Source organism: Kaistella sp. SH40-3 (assembly GCF_030686865.1).
GTDB lineage: Bacteria > Bacteroidota > Bacteroidia > Flavobacteriales > Weeksellaceae > Kaistella.
Window position 1 is genome coordinate 213,133 of record NZ_JAQYUS010000005.1, and the last position, 18,392, is coordinate 231,524.

The following is an 18,392-nucleotide window of genomic DNA, read 5'->3' on the forward strand; positions in this document are numbered from 1 at the left end:
AAATGCTAACTCTTTGCAATTCTGTGCTATTTGCGTGTAATCACTGAAATGCTTCGTGCAGACTTCGCAGTTTTTTATTCCACGACATCCGTGTAAATCTGTGGAATCTGTGTGATAAATTGAGTTACTTAAATTCTATTGCCGTTCTAAACTATTTAATAATTCCTGCAATACTGCCTTCACACACAATTTCTGATTGTTCATTCGACATCTTGACTTTACATTTTAATTTATTAAATCTAAAATATATTTTCTCTGAAATCACAGTTACTTTTTCACCCGGAAAAACGGGTTTCAAAAATTCGATATCTGTGGAAGTTAAACCAATTTGACTTTCTTCGGTCAAATCATTTCCAACCAGAAAAATTCCTAAACAAACCAGTCCGATTTGTGCCATTGTTTCGGTTAAGATAACTCCGGGAGTAATTGGATTGTTTTTAAAATGACCTTTATAAAAATCTAAATCTTCTTTAAAAGTGAAAGTTCCAGTCACGCCATTTTCGTCAACGCTCACCAAATCATCCACAAACAAAAATGGAATAGCATAGGGCAGTTTTTCTAAAATTTCTTCGTTTTTCACTTTGATACTTTCGCTTTCGTGAAGATGCGAAAAAAAAAATATTTTAACCTTGGTGAAAGCAATTATTTTAAAGTTTTACATGTCATCATTGATATGTTTTTGGATTGATATTTTTTAATAGATAAAAAACGAGTGAGACTCTTTATTGAAATGACCGTGAACTTTAAGAAAATCTTATCATGGGTCAACAAGACTCTGGCCGGATTGTTGGTAATTTGCTTCTACAAAAACTGAATAAATGAAACTTTTAGAAAAATACACTTCGAAAAATTTAAAATTAGAAAACAGAATGGTGATGGCGCCGATGACAAGAAGTCGCGCAGACAATGATGAACACCTTGCGAATGACCTGATGCAAAATTATTATTCGCAAAGAGCAACGGCCGGTTTGATAATAACTGAGGGTATAAATGTGAGTAAAAATTCTGTAGGATACATCAACGTTCCTGGTCTTTACACCGAAAAGCAAACAGAATCGTGGAAAAACGTAACTACCGCTGTGCACGCAAGTGGTGGGAAAATATTTGCTCAATTGTGGCACGTTGGTCGCGTTTCGCACCCTGATTTTCATAAGGGAAAAGTACCTTTAGCGCCTTCTGCGGTAAATCCTGAAACGCAGTCTTATACGTACGAAGGTTTCAAGGATACCGTTACACCGCAGGAAATGACTTTGGAAGATATCAAACAAACCGTTAAGGATTTTGCCAACGCTGCAGAAAATGCAATGAAAGCGGGTTTCGATGGTGTTGAAATCCACGGTGCAAACGGTTATTTGTTTCACCAGTTTTTTGCCCTGACTTCCAACAAAAGAGAAGACAATTATGGAGGTTCCATTGAAAATAGAGGTAGGTTTTTATTTGAAGTGTTGGATGCTGTTATCGAGAAAATACCTGTTGAAAAAGTTGGCTTGAGGCTTTCTCCAGATTTCGATGGTGTTTTTGGTATGACGAAAGATGACGAAACGACAGAAATGTTTGAATATTTGGTGAACAAATTAAATAACTACGATCTGGCTTATCTACATTTCAGCGGATTTGCAGGTCAGGATGATGATCCTTTAAAAAGTATTCTGGAAACCGCCGATCATTATCGTAAAATTTACAAAGGAACATTTATGATCAATGGTGGATTTAAAAAAGATACAGCAGATAAAGCGATAGAAGATGGTCTTGCAGATCTGGTTTCTTTCGGAGTTCCTTTCATCAGCAATCCGGATCTCGTACAGCGTTTTGCGGTTGATGCACCGTTAAATGAAGCAGATCAGAATACTTTTTACACGCCAGGTGCAAAAGGTTACACTGACTATCATTTTTTAAAATAAGGAAAATTTATAGGGAAATTCGTTTTTAAATTTCTTTCAATTGTAATTAAAAGGTCAGTCCAAAATTGGGCTGATCTTTTTTAATTTTATTGTAAATGTTCGCCGCCATCGACGGGTATTACACAGCCATTAATCCAAGCGGCTTCATCCTGACATAATAAACTGACCACATTTGCAACATCTTCCGGCGTGGTTAATCGTTTAAAAGGATTGCGCTTTTTAGTATATTCTTTTATTTCTTCATTTCCAGGAATCATTTGTAAGGATCTTGTATCAGTAACTCCGGCTTGAATACAATTTGACCTCAAACCAAATGGAGCAAATTCTAAAGCGATATTTCTACTAATTGCTTCTAAAGCGGCTTTTGCAGCAGAAACGGCGCCGTAATTATTGATGGGTTTTTTACTTCCTTCACTTGTAAAAGCGAGAATTCTCGCATCTTCTGCAAATAAATTTTTATTAAAAATCAATTTCGTCCAATCGTATAAACTTGTTGCCATGGCGTGAAGCGTAATTGCGAAATCATCTTTTGATAAACTTTCATTTTCCAATCCGATCATCGGTTTTAAATTTCCTTTGGCAATGCTATGTAAGAGACATCGGATTTTTCCTTCCAAACCTAAAACTTGTTTCAATTCTGCTAAAATATCTTGTTGATGTTGCGGATTTAAAGCATCTTTATTTAAACTTAAAAACTGAATGTTTTCATTTTTAATTAAAGAAAATTCTTTATTAATGACTTCCATTTCAGCGCGAGAACTGCGATGAAGAATACAAATATTCATTCCTTCGCTTGCTAGTTTTTTGGCAGAGGCTAAACCTAATCCGGAACTTCCGCCCAAAATCACAGTCCAATAATTTGTGTTTTCAAATCCTCTTACCATTGCAATAAAACTCTTTGTGCAGAAAATCCAGGTCCAAAACTTAACATTAAACCTTTCTCGCCTTTCTGCGGTTTTTGATTTATGATTTCTTCCAATACGTAAAGAACTGTGGCGCTCGACATATTTCCATAAAGTCTTAAAATCTCTTTTGTAACGTCAATATTTTTACCCAATTCTGAAAACAGTCCTTCCACCATTTGAACGATCTTTTTTCCGCCTGGATGAAAAATAAGGTAATCGACATCTTTAATTTCTAAATTTTGTTTTGCTAAAAACGGATGGATTATATTTGGAAAATGTTCCCCGATCGTGTCGGGAACTTCGATATCCAAAATCATTTGCAACCCAGAGTTGGTCAGTTTAAAACCCATCATGTGCTCATTATTATAAAAATGATACATTTCTTCCGCCAGAATTTCTGGACCTTCAGCATTTTCTTCGGAAGAGAGTAGGACGCACGCAGCACCGTCTCCAAAAATCGCAGCACTTACAATGTTTGCCATGGAGAAATCTTCCAGTTGAAAAGTCGCCGTCGGACTTTCCACTGCGATTACTGCAGCCCGCTTTCCTGGATTTGCCTGAAGAAAGTTTTTTGCATAAATAATTCCGGAAACTCCGGCTGCGCAACCCATTTCTGTCACAGGTAATCGTACAATATCCTGACGTAAATTTAATTTGTTGATCAGATAAGCATCAAGCGACGGAATCATAATTCCGGTGCAACTTACGGTGATAATGTAATCCAAAGATTGCGGATCCCAATTGGCTTTTTTCAAAGATTTATCTAAAACCTGTTCGCCTAATAAAACAACTTCCCGAGCATAAATATCATTTTTATCTTCAAAAGATGTTGCCGTGAAAACTTCGATCGGATCCATGATGGAATATCTTTCATCCACTGCGGCACCTTCAAAAATCTTTTTGACTTTACGCACAAAACGGCTGTCTTGGTTTACTAACCATTGATCTAAAAAGGGTAAAACTTCGGAAGTTTTTCGGGAATATTTTGGGAGTTGCTTGGCAACGGTAACTATTTTTACACTCATAATTTTTCAATAATCCATTGGTAGCGAAAAGCCCACTTCCATTTGATGCTGTATTTTTTTAATCCTAATTCGGTTGAAAATTTTTCTAAATCTTCTCTTTTGAAACCTCTTAAAATAGAAATTAATCCGTCTTCCGCGGTCATTTTTTCTAATCTAAAGATAAAGATAATTGCCTGAAAAAGTCGGTAAGCCAATTTACTTCTTTGTAAATCATTGACGACGATTCCTTTTTTCACCAAATTTAAAATTACACGAATTATTTTTAAAATTTCATCATCTTTAAAGTGATGTAAAGTAAGCGTTATCAAAGCAATGTCAATATTATATTTTGAGAAATCGTAGAGAAAAATATCTTCTGCTAAATACGTGATATTCTCAAATTCCGCCGAACATTTTTCTGCGTGCCGAATCGTGGCTTCATTCGCGTCAATTCCTATTAATTGAAACTTTAAATTATTTTCTTTTCCAAACTTCGAAAGCATTCGCAGCATATCACCGCTTCCGCAACCGAAATCCATGATGGTGATGGTTTTATCTTTTGGGAAATCTTTGATTAAAGTTTTAACTCCATCTAAAGTCACCGAATTTCCGCCAAGTAATTGATTAATTCTGGCGATGTCATCCAAAGCGGTCACTAATCCGTCATTATCCATCGAGAAATCGTCCATCGATTCTTCAAGATCTGTTCTGTACGTCGTATCTAAAGCCATTAATTTTGAGTCATATTGATTTCTTTTCCGTGGGTTTTTCTAATGATAATAGGAAGTAGGAAAGGAAGATGGGTTATTAAATTTGTCAAAACTTCTGAGAGTTTTGAATGTTCTAAAATACTACCTAAAATTCGGCCATACCATAATCTTTGTTTGAAATTTTTATTCCAGTTTGAAGAATAGTTCTTTTCCATTTCCTGTCTCGATATTTTTCTGGATAAAAAATCTATTGTTTCTTCTGAAGCCAATTTTGCACTGTGAATCGCCATTGCCATTCCGTTTCCGCATAGAGGATGAATTAACCCAGCCGTATCGCCCATCATTAAAATATGGTTTTCTACATTTTCTTTTTTCTCAAAACAAATCTGACTGATGGTCAAAGGTTTTTCAAACACAGAAGTTGAGTTTTCTAAAATATTTTTTAAATGAGGATTTTGGGAAACAACTTTTTCCTGGAATTCTTCAATATTTTTAAATTTCTTGAACGATTTAAAATTAGTTAAATAACAGATGTTGAGCAAATTGTTTTCCACTTTTGAAACGCCACAATAACCACCTTTAAAATTATGCAAACCCACAACATCATTTTCAAATTCGCCTTTATAATGAGATTTCACCGCCAGCCACGGAGATTTATTTTTTAAAAAATCACGATTCATTTTTAAATCCAAATTGGATCGTTTTCCAAATCCGCCCAAAACTACTTTAGCGGTCAAAGTTTTTCCAGAAGCCAAATGAACTTCAAAAAAATCATCTTTAAAAATGACTTCATTCACTTGATCTTCAACAATCTGACATTTTTGTGAAAGGGCTTTTAAATAAAGTGCGTGGTCTAAAGTATAACGACTAATTCCAAAACCACCAAGCGGAAGTTTAGTTTCAATCGTCCGTCCAGATTCTGATGAAAATTGTAACGATGTAATCTGGGTTGGCTTTAATTCCTCAATATTGATATTCAACCAAGCGAAATAGGAAAGGACTTCATTGGAAATATATTCGCCGCAGACTTTATGTTTGGGATAAGAATTCTTTTCGATAACAATAACTTTACAACCCATTTTCGTGAGGTGTATCGCACTTGTTAAACCTGCTAAACCACCGCCAATGATGAGGACTTCGGTATCGCAATTTGGATTCTTCAATTTTTTATTTAAATGTAGTAAATTTTAAACCACGAAATTTTTTAAAAACCACAAAGTCACAAAAGTTTTATGGTACAAGTTTTCGATTTGCTTTTTAACACATGAGTCACATTAGTTAAAGTTTAAAAACACAACGCTGAAAAGCACACATGAGTTTTTAATTTCTCTTAACTCCTTAAGCAAAATATTAACGGTAAAATTTTCCTATCATTCTTATGCAATCTTTTGATTATCTATATTTCCAGCCAAATTTCTTTTGTCTCTTTTGCGGTAAAAAAAAACCTCACTTTTCCGCAAGGTTCATTATAATTAAGTTTGATGTGTTGCATCAACGAATCATCAAATCAACACATCATCAAATTAGATCTTCTCATTCTTAATCTCCTCCACAATTTCCGGATTTAAAAGTGTAGAAGTATCACCGAAATTAGCAAAATCACCTTCTGCAATTTTTCTCAAAATACGGCGCATGATTTTCCCGGAACGGGTTTTTGGCAAGGCAGAAACAAACTGAATTTTATCCAGTTTCGCGATCGGCCCAATCGTATCGGAGATCACGTTGTTGATTTCTTTTCTCAAATTATCTTTATCACGGTCTTCACCGCTGTCTTTCAACATAACAAAACCGTAAAGCGCACTTCCTTTCACATCATGTGGATAACCAACAATTGCAGATTCCGCCACGGCTGGATGTAAATTCACACTATCTTCAATCGGTGCAGTTCCCAAATTATGTCCGGACACAATGATCACGTCATCAACACGTCCGGTGATTCTGTAATAACCAACTTCGTCTCTCAAAGCGCCATCTCCCGTAAAATATTTTCCCGGAAAGGCGGTGAAATAAGTTTCTTTATATCGTTGATGATCACCCCAAATTGTTCGCGCAATTCCAGGCCACGGAAAGCGGATACAGAGATTTCCATCCACTTGATTTCCCGTAATTTCATTTCGTTTATCATCCATCAAAACGGGCTGAATTCCTGGCAAAGGCAACGTTGCATAAGTTGGTTTTGTTGGAGTGATAAAAGGCAAAGGCGAGATCATGATTCCTCCTGTTTCCGTTTGCCACCAAGTATCAACGATCGGACATTTTTTCTTACCAACATGATCGTTATACCAATGCCACGCTTCATCGTTAATCGGTTCGCCAACGGATCCAATTACTCTCAAACTCGACAAATCATGTTTTTCAACCCATTCGTACGATTCTTTTGCCAAAGCACGAATAGCCGTCGGAGCCGTATAAAATTGCGTCACTTTATGTTTTTCAATCACTTCCCAGAAACGATCCGGTTCCGGATACGTTGGAACACCTTCGAAAATAACGGTCGTCGCACCATTTGCCAATGGTCCGTACAAAATGTAGGAATGTCCCGTGATCCAGCCGATATCCGCGGTACACCAATAAATATCGTTCTCCTTATAATTGAAAACATTTTTAAAAGTATAAGCCGTGTAAACCATGTAACCAGCGGTGGTGTGCAACATTCCTTTCGGTTTTCCAGTCGAGCCGGACGTATATAAAATAAACAAAGGATCTTCCGCATCCATGATCACCGAAATAAAATCAGACGGCGCTTTGTCATAAAGAGGCGCCAACCAAAGATCGCGTCCTTCCTTCATTTTCACGTCGGAGCCGGTTCTTTTTGCGACTAAAACTTTTTCTACGGTCGGACATTTTTCTACTGCTTCATCGATGATTCCTTTTAAATCAATTGATTTTGTACCGCGGTAACTTCCATCCGAACAGATGATCATTTTCGCTCCACAATCGTTGACTCTGGATTCCACAGCGTTGGCCGAAAATCCTGCAAAAATCACCGAGTGAATCGCGCCCAATCTTGCACAAGCCAACATCGAAACCGCCAGTTCCGGAATCATCGGCAAATAAATACAAACCCGATCACCTTTCTGAACGCCCTGATCACGCAGAACATTCGCCATTTTACAAACCCGGTCGCGCAATTCGCTGTAGGAAATATGTTGCGCCTCCTCTTTCGGATCGTTGGGTTCAAAAATAATCGCTGTTTTATCGCCCCGTTCGTTCAAATGCCGATCGATACAATTCTTCGTAATATTCAGTTTGGCATTTTTAAACCACTGAATTTTAGCATCTTCCATATTGTAATCCACCACTTTGGACCACCGTTGATACCACACAAAATTCTCATCGGCCACTTTATCCCAGAATTTTTTCGGGTTTTTAATCGATTTTTTATACTGTTTAAAATAGTCCGGCAAATCGTCTATCACGTAATTTTTCATAATATTTAATTTTTTTTAATTCTAATTTTATTTCGGAGCCAGGAACCTGCTATTCGCTCATACTCCTCACGCCAAGGCTTTTCCCAACGCTTGTTCCGGGGTAACCGCTTCTATCAGGGCTAGTTACGACCCGTTTTATTTATTCCAATTTTCGCTTATTTAAAATTCAGTTTTATAAAACCTGCATTTCTCAAAGAAATATTTTTCCAACCCTCAATTCATCTTTGATAAATCTTAATTTTACTTAATTTCTAAATGGTTAAATTTTGTACGGGCAAATCTTCTATTATTCAAAACCCTTTGCTAAGTGAAACGCCTTTGCGCCCGTAATTTTATGCAGTATTATTAATAAATTCTTTGCGTCTTTGCGTTAAAATATTTCTCGTAATTGGACACAACAATTTACAAATAGTTCTTTTTATATTCATCCATTTTCAACTGCAATTCCTCCACTACACTTTCATCATCAATCGTCGACGGCATTTGATATTCCTTTCCATCCAACATTGTCCGAATCAGTTTTCTCAAGATTTTCCCAGATCGTGTTTTCGGTAAACGATTCACCACCAAAGCATTTTTCATACACGCTACAGCACCAATTTTTTCGCGCACCAATAAAACAAGATCCTTCTCCAAAGTTTTCTCATCCGCTTCCGAACCTGATTTTAAAACCGCAATGGCGAAAGGAATTTGACCTTTCAAATCATCATCAATTCCGACCACACAGCATTCTGCAATTTCTTTGTGAGCAGAAACCACTTCTTCCATTTCTGCGGTAGAAAGTCGGTGACCCGCGACATTGATGACGTCATCAACTCTTCCTGTCACGAAAACATAACCGTCTTCATCTTTAATGGCACCGTCGCCGGAAAAATAGTAACCCGGAAATCTGGATAAATATCCAAATTTAAAACGTTCCGGATCACCCCAAATTCCCATCATCGCTCCAGGTGCTAAAGGAAGTTTGATCACCAAATAACCTTCATGATGCGGTTCAAGTTCATAACCTTCTTCACTGAAAATTTTTATATCATAACCCGGAATTGGTTTTCCAGCCGAGGCTCTTTTAATTTTAACATCTTCAACTCCCGGCATTAATCCCAACATCGGCCAACCTGATTCTGTCTGCCACCAATGATCAATTGCGGGAACGCCTACAAATTCCTCATACCAATCCAAAGTTGCGACATCACATCTTTCGCCTGCCAAAAACTGCGTTCGTAAAGAGGATAAATCATATTTCTTTACCAGTTTCCCTTCAGGATCTTCTTTTTTAATGGCACGAATTGCAGTTGGAGCCGTAAACATGATGGATACTTTATGCTCTTCGATCACGCGCCAAAAAGTTCCAGCATCCGGAGTTCCGATTGGTTTTCCTTCAAAAATAACGGTTGTATTTCTGTTGATCAAAGGACCATAAACCGAGTAACTGTGGCCAACTGCCCAACCAATGTCGGAAGCCGCCCAAAAAGTTTCGCCTTCATTTGCACCGTAAATATTCTTTATTGAAAATTTCATGGCAACGGCGTGACCACCATTATCTCGGACAACTCCTTTCGGTTTTCCAGTCGTTCCGGAGGTGTACAAAATATATAAAGGATGCGTAGATTCTACAGAAACGCAATCGGTTGGTTCTGATTCTGTCATTAACTTTTCAAAATCAACCAACGAAGAATCGTTTTTAAAATCAACCCGATTTCCTAATAATTTTCGATCAAAAGCCACGATATGTTCCGGTTGATGTTCAGACATCGAAACTGCTTGTTTCACGAATGGCAAATACGGAATTCTTCTGGATACTTCCATTCCGGAACTTGCGGTGATAATCGCTTTTGGATTACAGTCGTCAATTCTAATCGCTAATTCCTGTGGCGCAAATCCACCAAAAACAACGGAATGCGTTACGCCTAATCTCGCACAAGCCAACATTGCAAATACAGATTCCGGAATCATCGGCATGTAAATAATCGCGGTGTCGCCTTTTTCTAACCCTAATTTTTTCAGTCCGCCCGCAAATTTGGAAACGTGTTCTACAACTTGGCTGTACGTATATTTGATGATTCTATTCGTCACCGGAGAATCGTAAATAATGGCAACCTGATCGCCAAATCCATCATTGACATGTTTGTCAACTGCCAGAAAACAGGTGTTTAATTCACCATCTGCAAACCAAGTTGGATAATTTTCACCGTCGTCGGTTAAGATATGTTTTGGCTTTTTAAACCATTCAATTTGTTCTGCCTGTTCTGCCCAGAATTTTTCTTTTTGACTAATACTTTCTTTAAACATTTGATCTGCGTTCATGATATTTAGGTTTTAGGTAGTGGGTTTTAGGTTTTAGTCTAAATTCCCAAAATTGAGTTTTATTTATTGCTTATTATCGATTTCTTATTGCTTATCTGTCAAAAGTTCTTCAACCCGTTCTGTCAGTTTTTTTATCGAATAAGGTTTGGTGATGTAATCATCTGCGCCGAGTTCCAGCCCTTTTTTAATATCTGCTTCACCACTTTTTGCGGAAAGTAAAATGACTTTGATTCCACTTAGGTTTTTATCTTTTTTAATTTCTGCAAGCGTGGTGTAACCATCAACATTGGGCATCATAATGTCCAATAAAATCATATCGGGAATTTCGGTTTTCAACAGTTCCAAAACTTCGGAACCGTCTCGTGCGATAAAAACTTCATAACCTGCTTTCTTAAATGCATATTCCAAGGTCATGATGATTTTGTGTTCATCGTCGGCGATTAATATTTTTTTCATTTTTCTTTCATTTTGCCGTAGGTTTCTCCTACAGTTGTTATTGTTGAACGCTTCGCGTTCTTCGTTCTTTTGGGCGACCGCGAAGCGGTCGAATTTCTTTGCCGTATGTGAAACTTACGGACTAGGTTTATAAAAGATATTTTTTATCAAATTCAATTTCATTTTCCAGTAATAATCTGCGGTATTCGGATTCAAAATCTTCATCATGGTGATGCTTTTTTTGATTTTTAATATAATTAATGATCATCTCTTTATCTCTGATGCAATATGTAAATGCGCCGTAACCTTCCTGCCATTCTTCAAATTCGGGAAACAGATCACTTTGTTTCATCCATAAGTTACTGGCAATTTTAATGTCTTTTACCAGATCGCTCAGTCGAACGGTTGGATGCAAACTGGTGAAAATATGGAGATGATCCGGCATTCCATTAATCCTGTATAGCGTGCATTTTTTGTTTTTAATAATTCCCCAGATATATTTATACAATTCGTCTTCGTGTTCAGAATTGAGGGTTGGTTTTCTATGTTTTGTAGAAAATACAATGTGATAATATATTTGGGTGTAGGTTGACATTTTTTTTATTCGTTCGGTTGTTGAACCCTTCGGGTTCTTGATTCTTTTTTTTAATATTTTTTCCGTACGTTTCACATACGGCTATTGTTGTTGAACTCTTCGAGTTCATTGTTATGTTCTTTAATAGGTAAGAAAATTTCGAACGTTACTCCAATTTCCTTGTTTTTTACTTCGATGTCGCCGCCATGTGCGATCATTATTTTATTACAGATCGCTAAACCTAGTCCGCTTCCTGTTGGTTTTTGAAGGTTTTGATTTTTTGATTGGTAGAATTTTTCAAAGATGAAGGCCAGATCTTCGGTCGGAATTATTTTTCCGGTATTGAAAATCGAGATCTTCAACTGGTTTTCCTGTTTTTGAAATTTCGTTTGAATCATTCCTTGTTCATTGGTGAATTTCAGCGCGTTTCCTAAAATATTTTGAAAAACCTGAATCATTCTGGATTCGTCATATTCAAAAATTTCATTTTCTAAAAGATTGACTTCCGAATGGTGAAGACTTCTCTGTTCAAAAAGGTGAAGCAATGGTTTCACTGACTTACGGAAAGTTTCAATGATATTAAAGGACTGAATATTTAAGGGAATAGTTCCGGTTTCCAATTTATCTAAATAGAGAATGTCATTAATAATTTCACTTAATCTATCGGATTCTGAAATAATGTTTTCCAGGAAATCTTTCTTTAATTCTGCCGGCATTTCTTCATCATCCAAAAGAATTTCACTCGTCGCGCGAATTGCGGTAAGCGGTGTGCGAAGTTCGTGGGCGACGCTATCCAGGAATTCGTCTTTTTGTTTGTCTTTTACAATGAGATTTTTATTGGCGTTTTGAAGATCATCAGATAGTTTTAATAACTGCGAAGACTGGTCGCTCAACTGTTTATTGATAGAAATATTTTCCTTTGATTCTTCTAAAATTTTTAAAACTTCCGGAAGTGAAATTTTATCTTCTTTGGTTACGCCTTCAATTAAAATCTTGGCTGATGCCGTTCCGATTCTTCCGCTTAAAAGGTTCTCTGAAAACTTGATGAAACGGGAATCAGCCGTATCACTATCGTCGGTGATTTTATATTTTAAATTGAAGATTTTCAAGGCTTGCTCTGTCTTTTTCTCTCCTAAAAATCGAACTAAAATCTTTTGAATATCAGAAACATTTGCCGTTCCTTTCCAAATATAAGCGCCCTCGTGATTTTGGATATAATCATTAATATCTACATAAATTTCGGCGTAATTTCTTTCCCTATAATCAGAAACTGTATTGGTAGAAATAAGCGTAAATAAAACGCAATTAACTAAAAGACTCCAAAAGAAAATCTGTGGAATTGATGATAAATAGGGAATATTAAAAAAACTGAAAAAACCGTGATTGAAGAAAGTACTTTGTTGATAATTTTCAGAAAAACTTGGCAAGACCAGACCTAAATAACAAATAATAACTCCCACAATAATTCCAGTCATCGATCCTAAATAAGTTCCGCGTCGCCAAAAAATCGCACCGAAAAAAGAAGGTGCTAACTGTGCGATTAATACGAAAGAAACCAAACCAATACTGAATAAACTTTTGCCTAATATAAAATATTTATAAAAAATAAAACTCACCAAAATCAATAAGAAAATACTGATTTTTCTAATGTTAACGATGTTTTTGGTGTTGTCTGTTTCCGACCCAAATTTAAACCGATCCAGCCAACCGTAAGGAATGATGATGTTATTTGAAAGCATGATCGAAAGGGAAATGCTCGAAATAATGATCATCGAAATACAGGCGCTTAATCCACCGAAGAAAACCATCGTTGAAATAATCGTATTTCCAAATTTCTGTGGAATGAGAATAGAGTAGAGTTCGGGATTTACATCTTCACCAAAAAATAAAATCTTTCCGCCCCAGGCAATTGGGAACACGAAGAAGTTGAAAATTAAAAGATATAAAGGGAACAACCAAATTGCAGTTTTGATGTGTTTTTCTTTTCTGTTTTCGATAATCGCCGTGTGAAATTGTCTTGGCAAAAGAAAAATCGCTGACATTGAAAGCATCGACATTAAGAACCAGTTGAATCCGCCTTCTAAACCGTTAAAGGTGTTTTTGGCTGCGAAGTCCGGTAACTTTTCGGCTTGGTTGTAGATATCTTCGAAACCATTAAATACACCATAAACTACGAAGATTCCGAGAGTGATGAAGAAAATTAATTTTAAGAAACTTTCAACTGCAACAGCAGAAATAATTCCAAGTCTTTTTTCGGAAGCATCTACATATTTTGTTCCGTAATAAGATGAAAATAAGGCAATTATCAAAACAACATAGGTTGCCGAATCGAAAAATATATTCGTAGTTTGATCCGTTTCCGTTATTAAATGAAAGGTTTCCGAGATGGCTTTAATCTGTAAACCGACGTAAGGAATAATCGCAAACATACAAACCAAAGCAATTAAAGCGCTTAACGAACGGCTGTTTCCGTATCGCAAAGAAATGAAATCTGCGATACTACTGATTTTGTTAACCCGGGAAATTCGAATGATTTTTGAATTGATATAAATCCAGGCTGGAATAATAATAATGGGTCCAATGTAGATCGCCATATATTCTAAACCTTGATTTGCTGCCACACCGATACTTCCGTAATACGTCCAGGCCGAGCAGTAAACTGCTAGAGAAAGTGCATAAACGTACGGATTGTTTACCCAAAAACTGCTTCTTCTCTTCTCCGCGAAATACGCAATAAAGAACAGAAGACCCAGATAGAGTACAACCAGTGCAAAAAGCAAATAACTATTCATGAAATTTTTTAAAAATAATAAATGAAGTGAGACATGAGGCTGCCCAAACAAAAAAGATATAAACGTAAATAATCGGCAGGCCAATTAATTTTTGTGAACTGTTGAACAAAAGCAAAACTGGCGCATTGAATAAAATAAACAATGCAATACTTAAAATAATCAGTTTTTGTTGATGTCTCTTTTTCATATGAAGTTTCTATTGAATTTTAAAAGTCATATGGAATCGTTTAATCGCCATTTTGATTTTTTTAGAAAATATATAATTGACGATTTCATTTTAATAATTAAAAGAAAACAACGGGAAAGGAATTTCCCGTTAGTTTCCTAATTTTAAATTGTACTATACTTTATCGTCGGAATATTCTCCTGTAAAAGAATACCAACCGAAGATTCCTAAACCGCCTACGATGATCGGCATCAGTACGGTGAGGATGATCCAGCCAAATACGTTGTCTTCTTGTTTGTCCGACATAATTTTCGGAATTCCAAACATACTTAAACCGTAGTAGGCGACTACCAGTGCTAAAAGCATCCAGACAATTCCTAATATTTTTTTTACTTGATCCATTTTTTTTGTTTTTTAAAGTTACTGAAAATTTGAAAGATGATGCGTTTTAAACTACGGGATTTTCAACCTCTGTTTCCTCTACCAATTCATCTTCTTCTAAACTTTTATTTTTTGTTTTTAAGTAAAGGGTTCCGATAACCAAGCAGACTGCGGCGACTACGATTGGATACCATAATCCTTCGAGATACCATTCGGAATGTCCGGCGCTTTTTCCGGAGACGACGAGATAAGTTGCAACTGCCGGAAGCAATCCTCCAAACACTCCATTACCAATGTGGTAAGGCAATGACATCGAAGTGTAACGAATTTTCAGTGGGAACATTTCTACCAGGAAGGCGGCAATCGGTCCGTAAACCATGGTCACAAAAACCACTTGTATAAATACTAAAACAATGAGTAACCATCTGGTGTCCGGATTTACCGTAATCGCTTGTTTGATAAGCGGTTCTTCTGGTTTACCGTTAACCATGCTTGGGCCGGCTGCTGCCCAATGTACGATGCTGTCTTTTTTCATTACCGTTCCGTCTGTAAATATTTTTTCCTGATGGAACGTGATCAAACTGTCTGTTGGAATTTTTGCGTGAACTTTTACGGTTCTCTTTTCTGTTAATCCGTTTTTAGCAACAACTTTACTTTCGATTTTTACCGAGTTGTACATTGCCTTATAGATTGGTCGGTAAGCGATAATTGCCAATAACATTCCGATCATCATAATTGGTTTACGACCGATTTTATCAGATAGCCAACCGAAAAGTACAAATAATGGAGTTGCCACAAAAAGTGCTAAAGCCATCATCGTATCAACTTGTGCAGATTCAATATTCATTACTTTCTGCATAAAACTCATGGAGTAGAATTGACCCGTGTACCAGATAACTCCCTGTCCCATTACGGCTCCAAATAAAGCAAGCAATACGAATTTGAAATTAAATTTGTTTCCGAAACTTTCTTTCAAAGGATTTTTAGAAGTTTTTCCTTCTTTTTTCGCTTTGGCAAAAAGTGGTGATTCAGCCATATTACGACGGATGATGTAAGAAACTCCGACCATTAAAATAGAGATCCAGAATGGAATTCTCCAACCCCAACTGTCAAATTCTTCTGGCGAAAGTGAAGTTTTGGTTACCAGAATTACGATCAACGAAATAAATAAACCTGAAGTTGCCGTCGTTTGAATCCAGGATGTCCAGTATCCTCGTCGGTTCGGTTGCGAATATTCGGCGACATAAGTTGCGGCTCCTCCGTATTCTCCACCTAATGCTAAACCTTGTAAAAGTCTTAAAATTAAAACCAAAACCGGTGCAGCGTACCCAATTGTTTCATATTCTGGAACACAACCGATTAGGAAAGTTGAGAATCCCATGATCAAAAGCGTTACCAGGAACGTGTATTTTCTACCGATGATATCTCCCAGTCTTCCGAAGAATAAAGCCCCAAAAGGTCTTACTACAAATCCTGCCGCAAAAGTTGCCAGGGTAGACAAGAAGGCCGCAGTTGGGTTATCTGCCGGAAAAAATTTAGTGGCTAATACCACGGCTAAACTTCCGAAAATGTAGAAGTCGTACCACTCAATCAGTGTCCCAAGTGAGGAAGCCATGATGACGCCCCAAATGGTTTTGTTTTTCTTTCTCTCCGCAACATAAGCATCATGCTCTTCCTGCGTTTTAAATTTTTTGGCCATAATTTATTTGTTTTTTATTTTGTGAAATTTGGTTTAAGACAATTTTGGAAATTGGTTTTTCCTTTAATTAAAAAGAATACATCACTCTGACTATTGCTCGCAGGTTGCCCACATCTTTCATGTTATTTTGGGCTTTTCCTTCGGCATTTAAATCGCCCCATTTTGCGGCGGTGTATTCAATTTCGGGAGAAATGTTGAATTTGTTTTGTTTGAAATCAACTCTTGCTGAAGCACGCCACGCATCGTCCAGAACTCTTGCTCCGGAAGCGCCGCGAACGTAAAGGTTTTTGAAACCTGCATCAACACCCGAATTTTTTGTGTACCCAAAGAAAACTCCGGGAGCCACTTTTGGATTTGCACTCGCAACATCCACCCAGAACGCTGAAGTTTTTGTTGGTTTGTAAGATTCCTGTCCGTTTGGTTCTGTATAACCTGCGAAACCGCCAAACATAACTAAATGATGAAGATTTCCACCTGTAATTCCGTAAAGTTTAGTAATGATTTTATCATTCGCATATTTAAAGTAACCGAAGAACATTTCAGAATTTACTTTTTCATCTGAAACTAATCCTGCCGATTCAATAACCGGTTTCAAGGATTGATATTCTGCGCCGGCTCCAGCCGTTACTGTTTTCGTTTTGTATTGTAATTGTCCATGGAACGTTGGAATAGAAGAATTAAAAGTCGCACTGTTAACAGAAGTACCAGTTGCATTTGCAGTTTGGAACTCTCTGTCTTTATAAGCAACAAGACTTAAAGTTAATTCCGGAGTTAATTTTTGAGCCACTTTAATTTGACCTGCCCAACCGAATGGATTAAAAATAATTCCAGAATTAAAGTTGGCAACGCCGGGGAAAACATCAGGAACAACGGAAGGATACCACGTTTGTCCGAAAGTAACTGCAGTTTTAGGCCAGGCTAGAGTGGCGGTGGCGTGGCGAAGTCGCATTAATCCGGTACTTCCACTTCCTGCTGAAGATTTATTTAATTCTGTATTTCCGAAGAAATCTGCTTCAATATTTCCGCTTGCTTTTGCGCCCCAAACATCCGGACCTTTAAATCGAATTCCGACTCTGGAAGTGATTGCTAGAAAATTACTTCCTCCTGCAGCATTGATATCTTTTCCGTTCGCATCTAATTTTTCATCGAGTGGATAAAGATTGAGATGCATTTCTCGGGAGTACGCAGATTGTCTGCTGTCGAAATTATATTCCGTTCGAACCCAACCATAGAATGAGGCGTCCCATTCTTTCGGCTTGGCTTTTTCTGCTTCCAATGCTTCGATTCTTTTTAGAAGATCTTCATTAGAGGGAGTTTCTTGCGCTAAAAGTAAGTTTGAAAAAAATAGAGAAGAAACGATTCCTAACAAAACAGTTGATTTCTTCATAGATTAATAATTTTTAGTTTGTTTTTTTGTTGAAACGAAATTGAAACTAAAAATTTGATTGAAGAAATTTAATATATATCAGTGTAATGAATATAGTTGATTGTGAGTTCTTTTAAAATAAAGGTGAAAATTGATACTTTTATTTTTTAAATCTTTCCCATTTAATCATCATGTATTTATCACCAAACTCAGTGATGACCAAGCCTGAACCTTTTAAGTTTTCTTCCTTTGACATGTATTCTAAAAGTTCAGTTTGTTTAAAAACTTTATACATTGGATGAAAATCAGAATGTGGCGGGCGGGTAATATTGTATTTCTTGATCCAGGAACTTACCGTATTATGTGAAACGCCGATGATTCGTTCAATCTCACGGTAACTTAAACCTTCCAAATAAAGTTGAAGCGCTTTTGTAACCACGTAATCGTCAATTTGTTTCCCCAATTTCTTAACGGTGAAATAGTAGTTGCAGTCTTTGCATAAAAACCTTTGACGCTCGTTAATAATACCGCTTTTGACGATATTCTTTCCACTACATTTCGGACAGGAATTTGGCATAACTATATCTTTTTAGCAAAGATATATTAAATTAGCAATATTGTAAATGTAAAATGCAAATATTTTAAAGTTTTCTTATTGAAATAGAATTATCACAGTAGAAAACTCCTTTTAATTCAAAAATTTTAAATTGATTTTTAGCAGATA

The 18,392-nt window shown here is 36.7% G+C and carries 15 protein-coding genes; 1 reads left to right on the top strand and 14 read right to left on the bottom strand.

Translation table 11 applies throughout. The features are described 5' to 3' along the window. Positions 1-151 precede the first annotated feature (151 nt). Positions 152-580: a 3-hydroxyacyl-ACP dehydratase FabZ family protein gene (locus PUH65_RS10155; protein WP_305519891.1), complete on the bottom strand. Its 429-nt coding sequence runs from the start codon at positions 578-580 to the stop codon at positions 152-154. Between the two features lie 238 nt (positions 581-818). Here PUH65_RS10155 and PUH65_RS10160 point away from each other — a divergent pair, with 238 nt between their 5' ends. Then, entirely contained in the window at positions 819-1,901 is a 1,083-nt protein-coding gene (locus PUH65_RS10160) for an alkene reductase (RefSeq protein ID WP_305519892.1), read from the top strand. Between the two features lie 86 nt (positions 1,902-1,987). On the opposite strand, the gene PUH65_RS10165 is transcribed toward PUH65_RS10160, so the two are convergent. From PUH65_RS10165 to PUH65_RS10230, 13 genes are all read right to left on the bottom strand, one after another. Further along, entirely contained in the window at positions 1,988-2,785 is a 798-nt protein-coding gene (locus PUH65_RS10165; protein ID WP_305519893.1) for an SDR family oxidoreductase, read from the bottom strand. Then, the gene (locus tag PUH65_RS10170; protein ID WP_305519894.1) at positions 2,779-3,831 is read right to left on the bottom strand and encodes a type III polyketide synthase; all 1,053 of its coding nucleotides are present in this window, start codon (positions 3,829-3,831) and stop codon (positions 2,779-2,781) included. Before PUH65_RS10170 ends, PUH65_RS10165 begins: the two co-directional genes overlap by 7 nt. Then, positions 3,828-4,541: a methyltransferase domain-containing protein gene (locus PUH65_RS10175; RefSeq protein WP_305519895.1), complete on the bottom strand. Its 714-nt coding sequence runs from the start codon at positions 4,539-4,541 to the stop codon at positions 3,828-3,830. Before PUH65_RS10175 ends, PUH65_RS10170 begins: the two co-directional genes overlap by 4 nt. Continuing rightward, the gene (locus PUH65_RS10180; RefSeq protein ID WP_305519896.1) at positions 4,541-5,683 is read right to left on the bottom strand and encodes an NAD(P)/FAD-dependent oxidoreductase; all 1,143 of its coding nucleotides are present in this window, start codon (positions 5,681-5,683) and stop codon (positions 4,541-4,543) included. Before PUH65_RS10180 ends, PUH65_RS10175 begins: the two co-directional genes overlap by 1 nt. Positions 5,684-6,043: 360 nt before the next feature. Beyond that, a complete protein-coding gene (gene acs / locus PUH65_RS10185; RefSeq protein ID WP_305519897.1) occupies positions 6,044-7,951 on the bottom strand; it encodes an acetate--CoA ligase in 1,908 nt (635 codons plus the stop codon). Positions 7,952-8,353: 402 nt separating this feature from the next. Next, the gene (locus PUH65_RS10190) at positions 8,354-10,255 is read right to left on the bottom strand and encodes an AMP-binding protein (RefSeq protein ID WP_305519898.1); all 1,902 of its coding nucleotides are present in this window, start codon (positions 10,253-10,255) and stop codon (positions 8,354-8,356) included. Positions 10,256-10,339: 84 nt separating this feature from the next. Then, entirely contained in the window at positions 10,340-10,711 is a 372-nt protein-coding gene (locus PUH65_RS10195) for a response regulator transcription factor (RefSeq protein ID WP_305519899.1), read from the bottom strand. A 127-nt stretch (positions 10,712-10,838) separates the two neighbouring features. Next, positions 10,839-11,285, bottom strand: coding sequence for an IS200/IS605 family transposase (gene tnpA / locus PUH65_RS10200; RefSeq protein WP_305519900.1), 447 nt, complete (start codon positions 11,283-11,285; stop codon positions 10,839-10,841). A 71-nt stretch (positions 11,286-11,356) separates the two neighbouring features. After that, positions 11,357-14,056: an ATP-binding protein gene (locus tag PUH65_RS10205; protein ID WP_305519901.1), complete on the bottom strand. Its 2,700-nt coding sequence runs from the start codon at positions 14,054-14,056 to the stop codon at positions 11,357-11,359. Between the two features lie 340 nt (positions 14,057-14,396). After that, positions 14,397-14,624, bottom strand: a complete 228-nt coding sequence (locus PUH65_RS10215) for a DUF6814 family protein (RefSeq protein WP_305519902.1) — start codon at positions 14,622-14,624, stop codon at positions 14,397-14,399. Between the two features lie 46 nt (positions 14,625-14,670). Next, positions 14,671-16,218, bottom strand: a complete 1,548-nt coding sequence (locus PUH65_RS10220) for an MFS transporter (protein WP_370692037.1) — start codon at positions 16,216-16,218, stop codon at positions 14,671-14,673. Positions 16,219-16,369: 151 nt separating this feature from the next. Next, a complete protein-coding gene (locus tag PUH65_RS10225) occupies positions 16,370-17,689 on the bottom strand; it encodes a hypothetical protein (RefSeq protein WP_305519904.1) in 1,320 nt (439 codons plus the stop codon). 139 nt (positions 17,690-17,828) lie between these two features. Next, on the bottom strand, positions 17,829-18,245 hold the full coding sequence (locus PUH65_RS10230) for a helix-turn-helix domain-containing protein (RefSeq protein ID WP_305519905.1): 417 nt from the start codon (positions 18,243-18,245) through the stop codon (positions 17,829-17,831). Positions 18,246-18,392 lie beyond the last annotated feature (147 nt).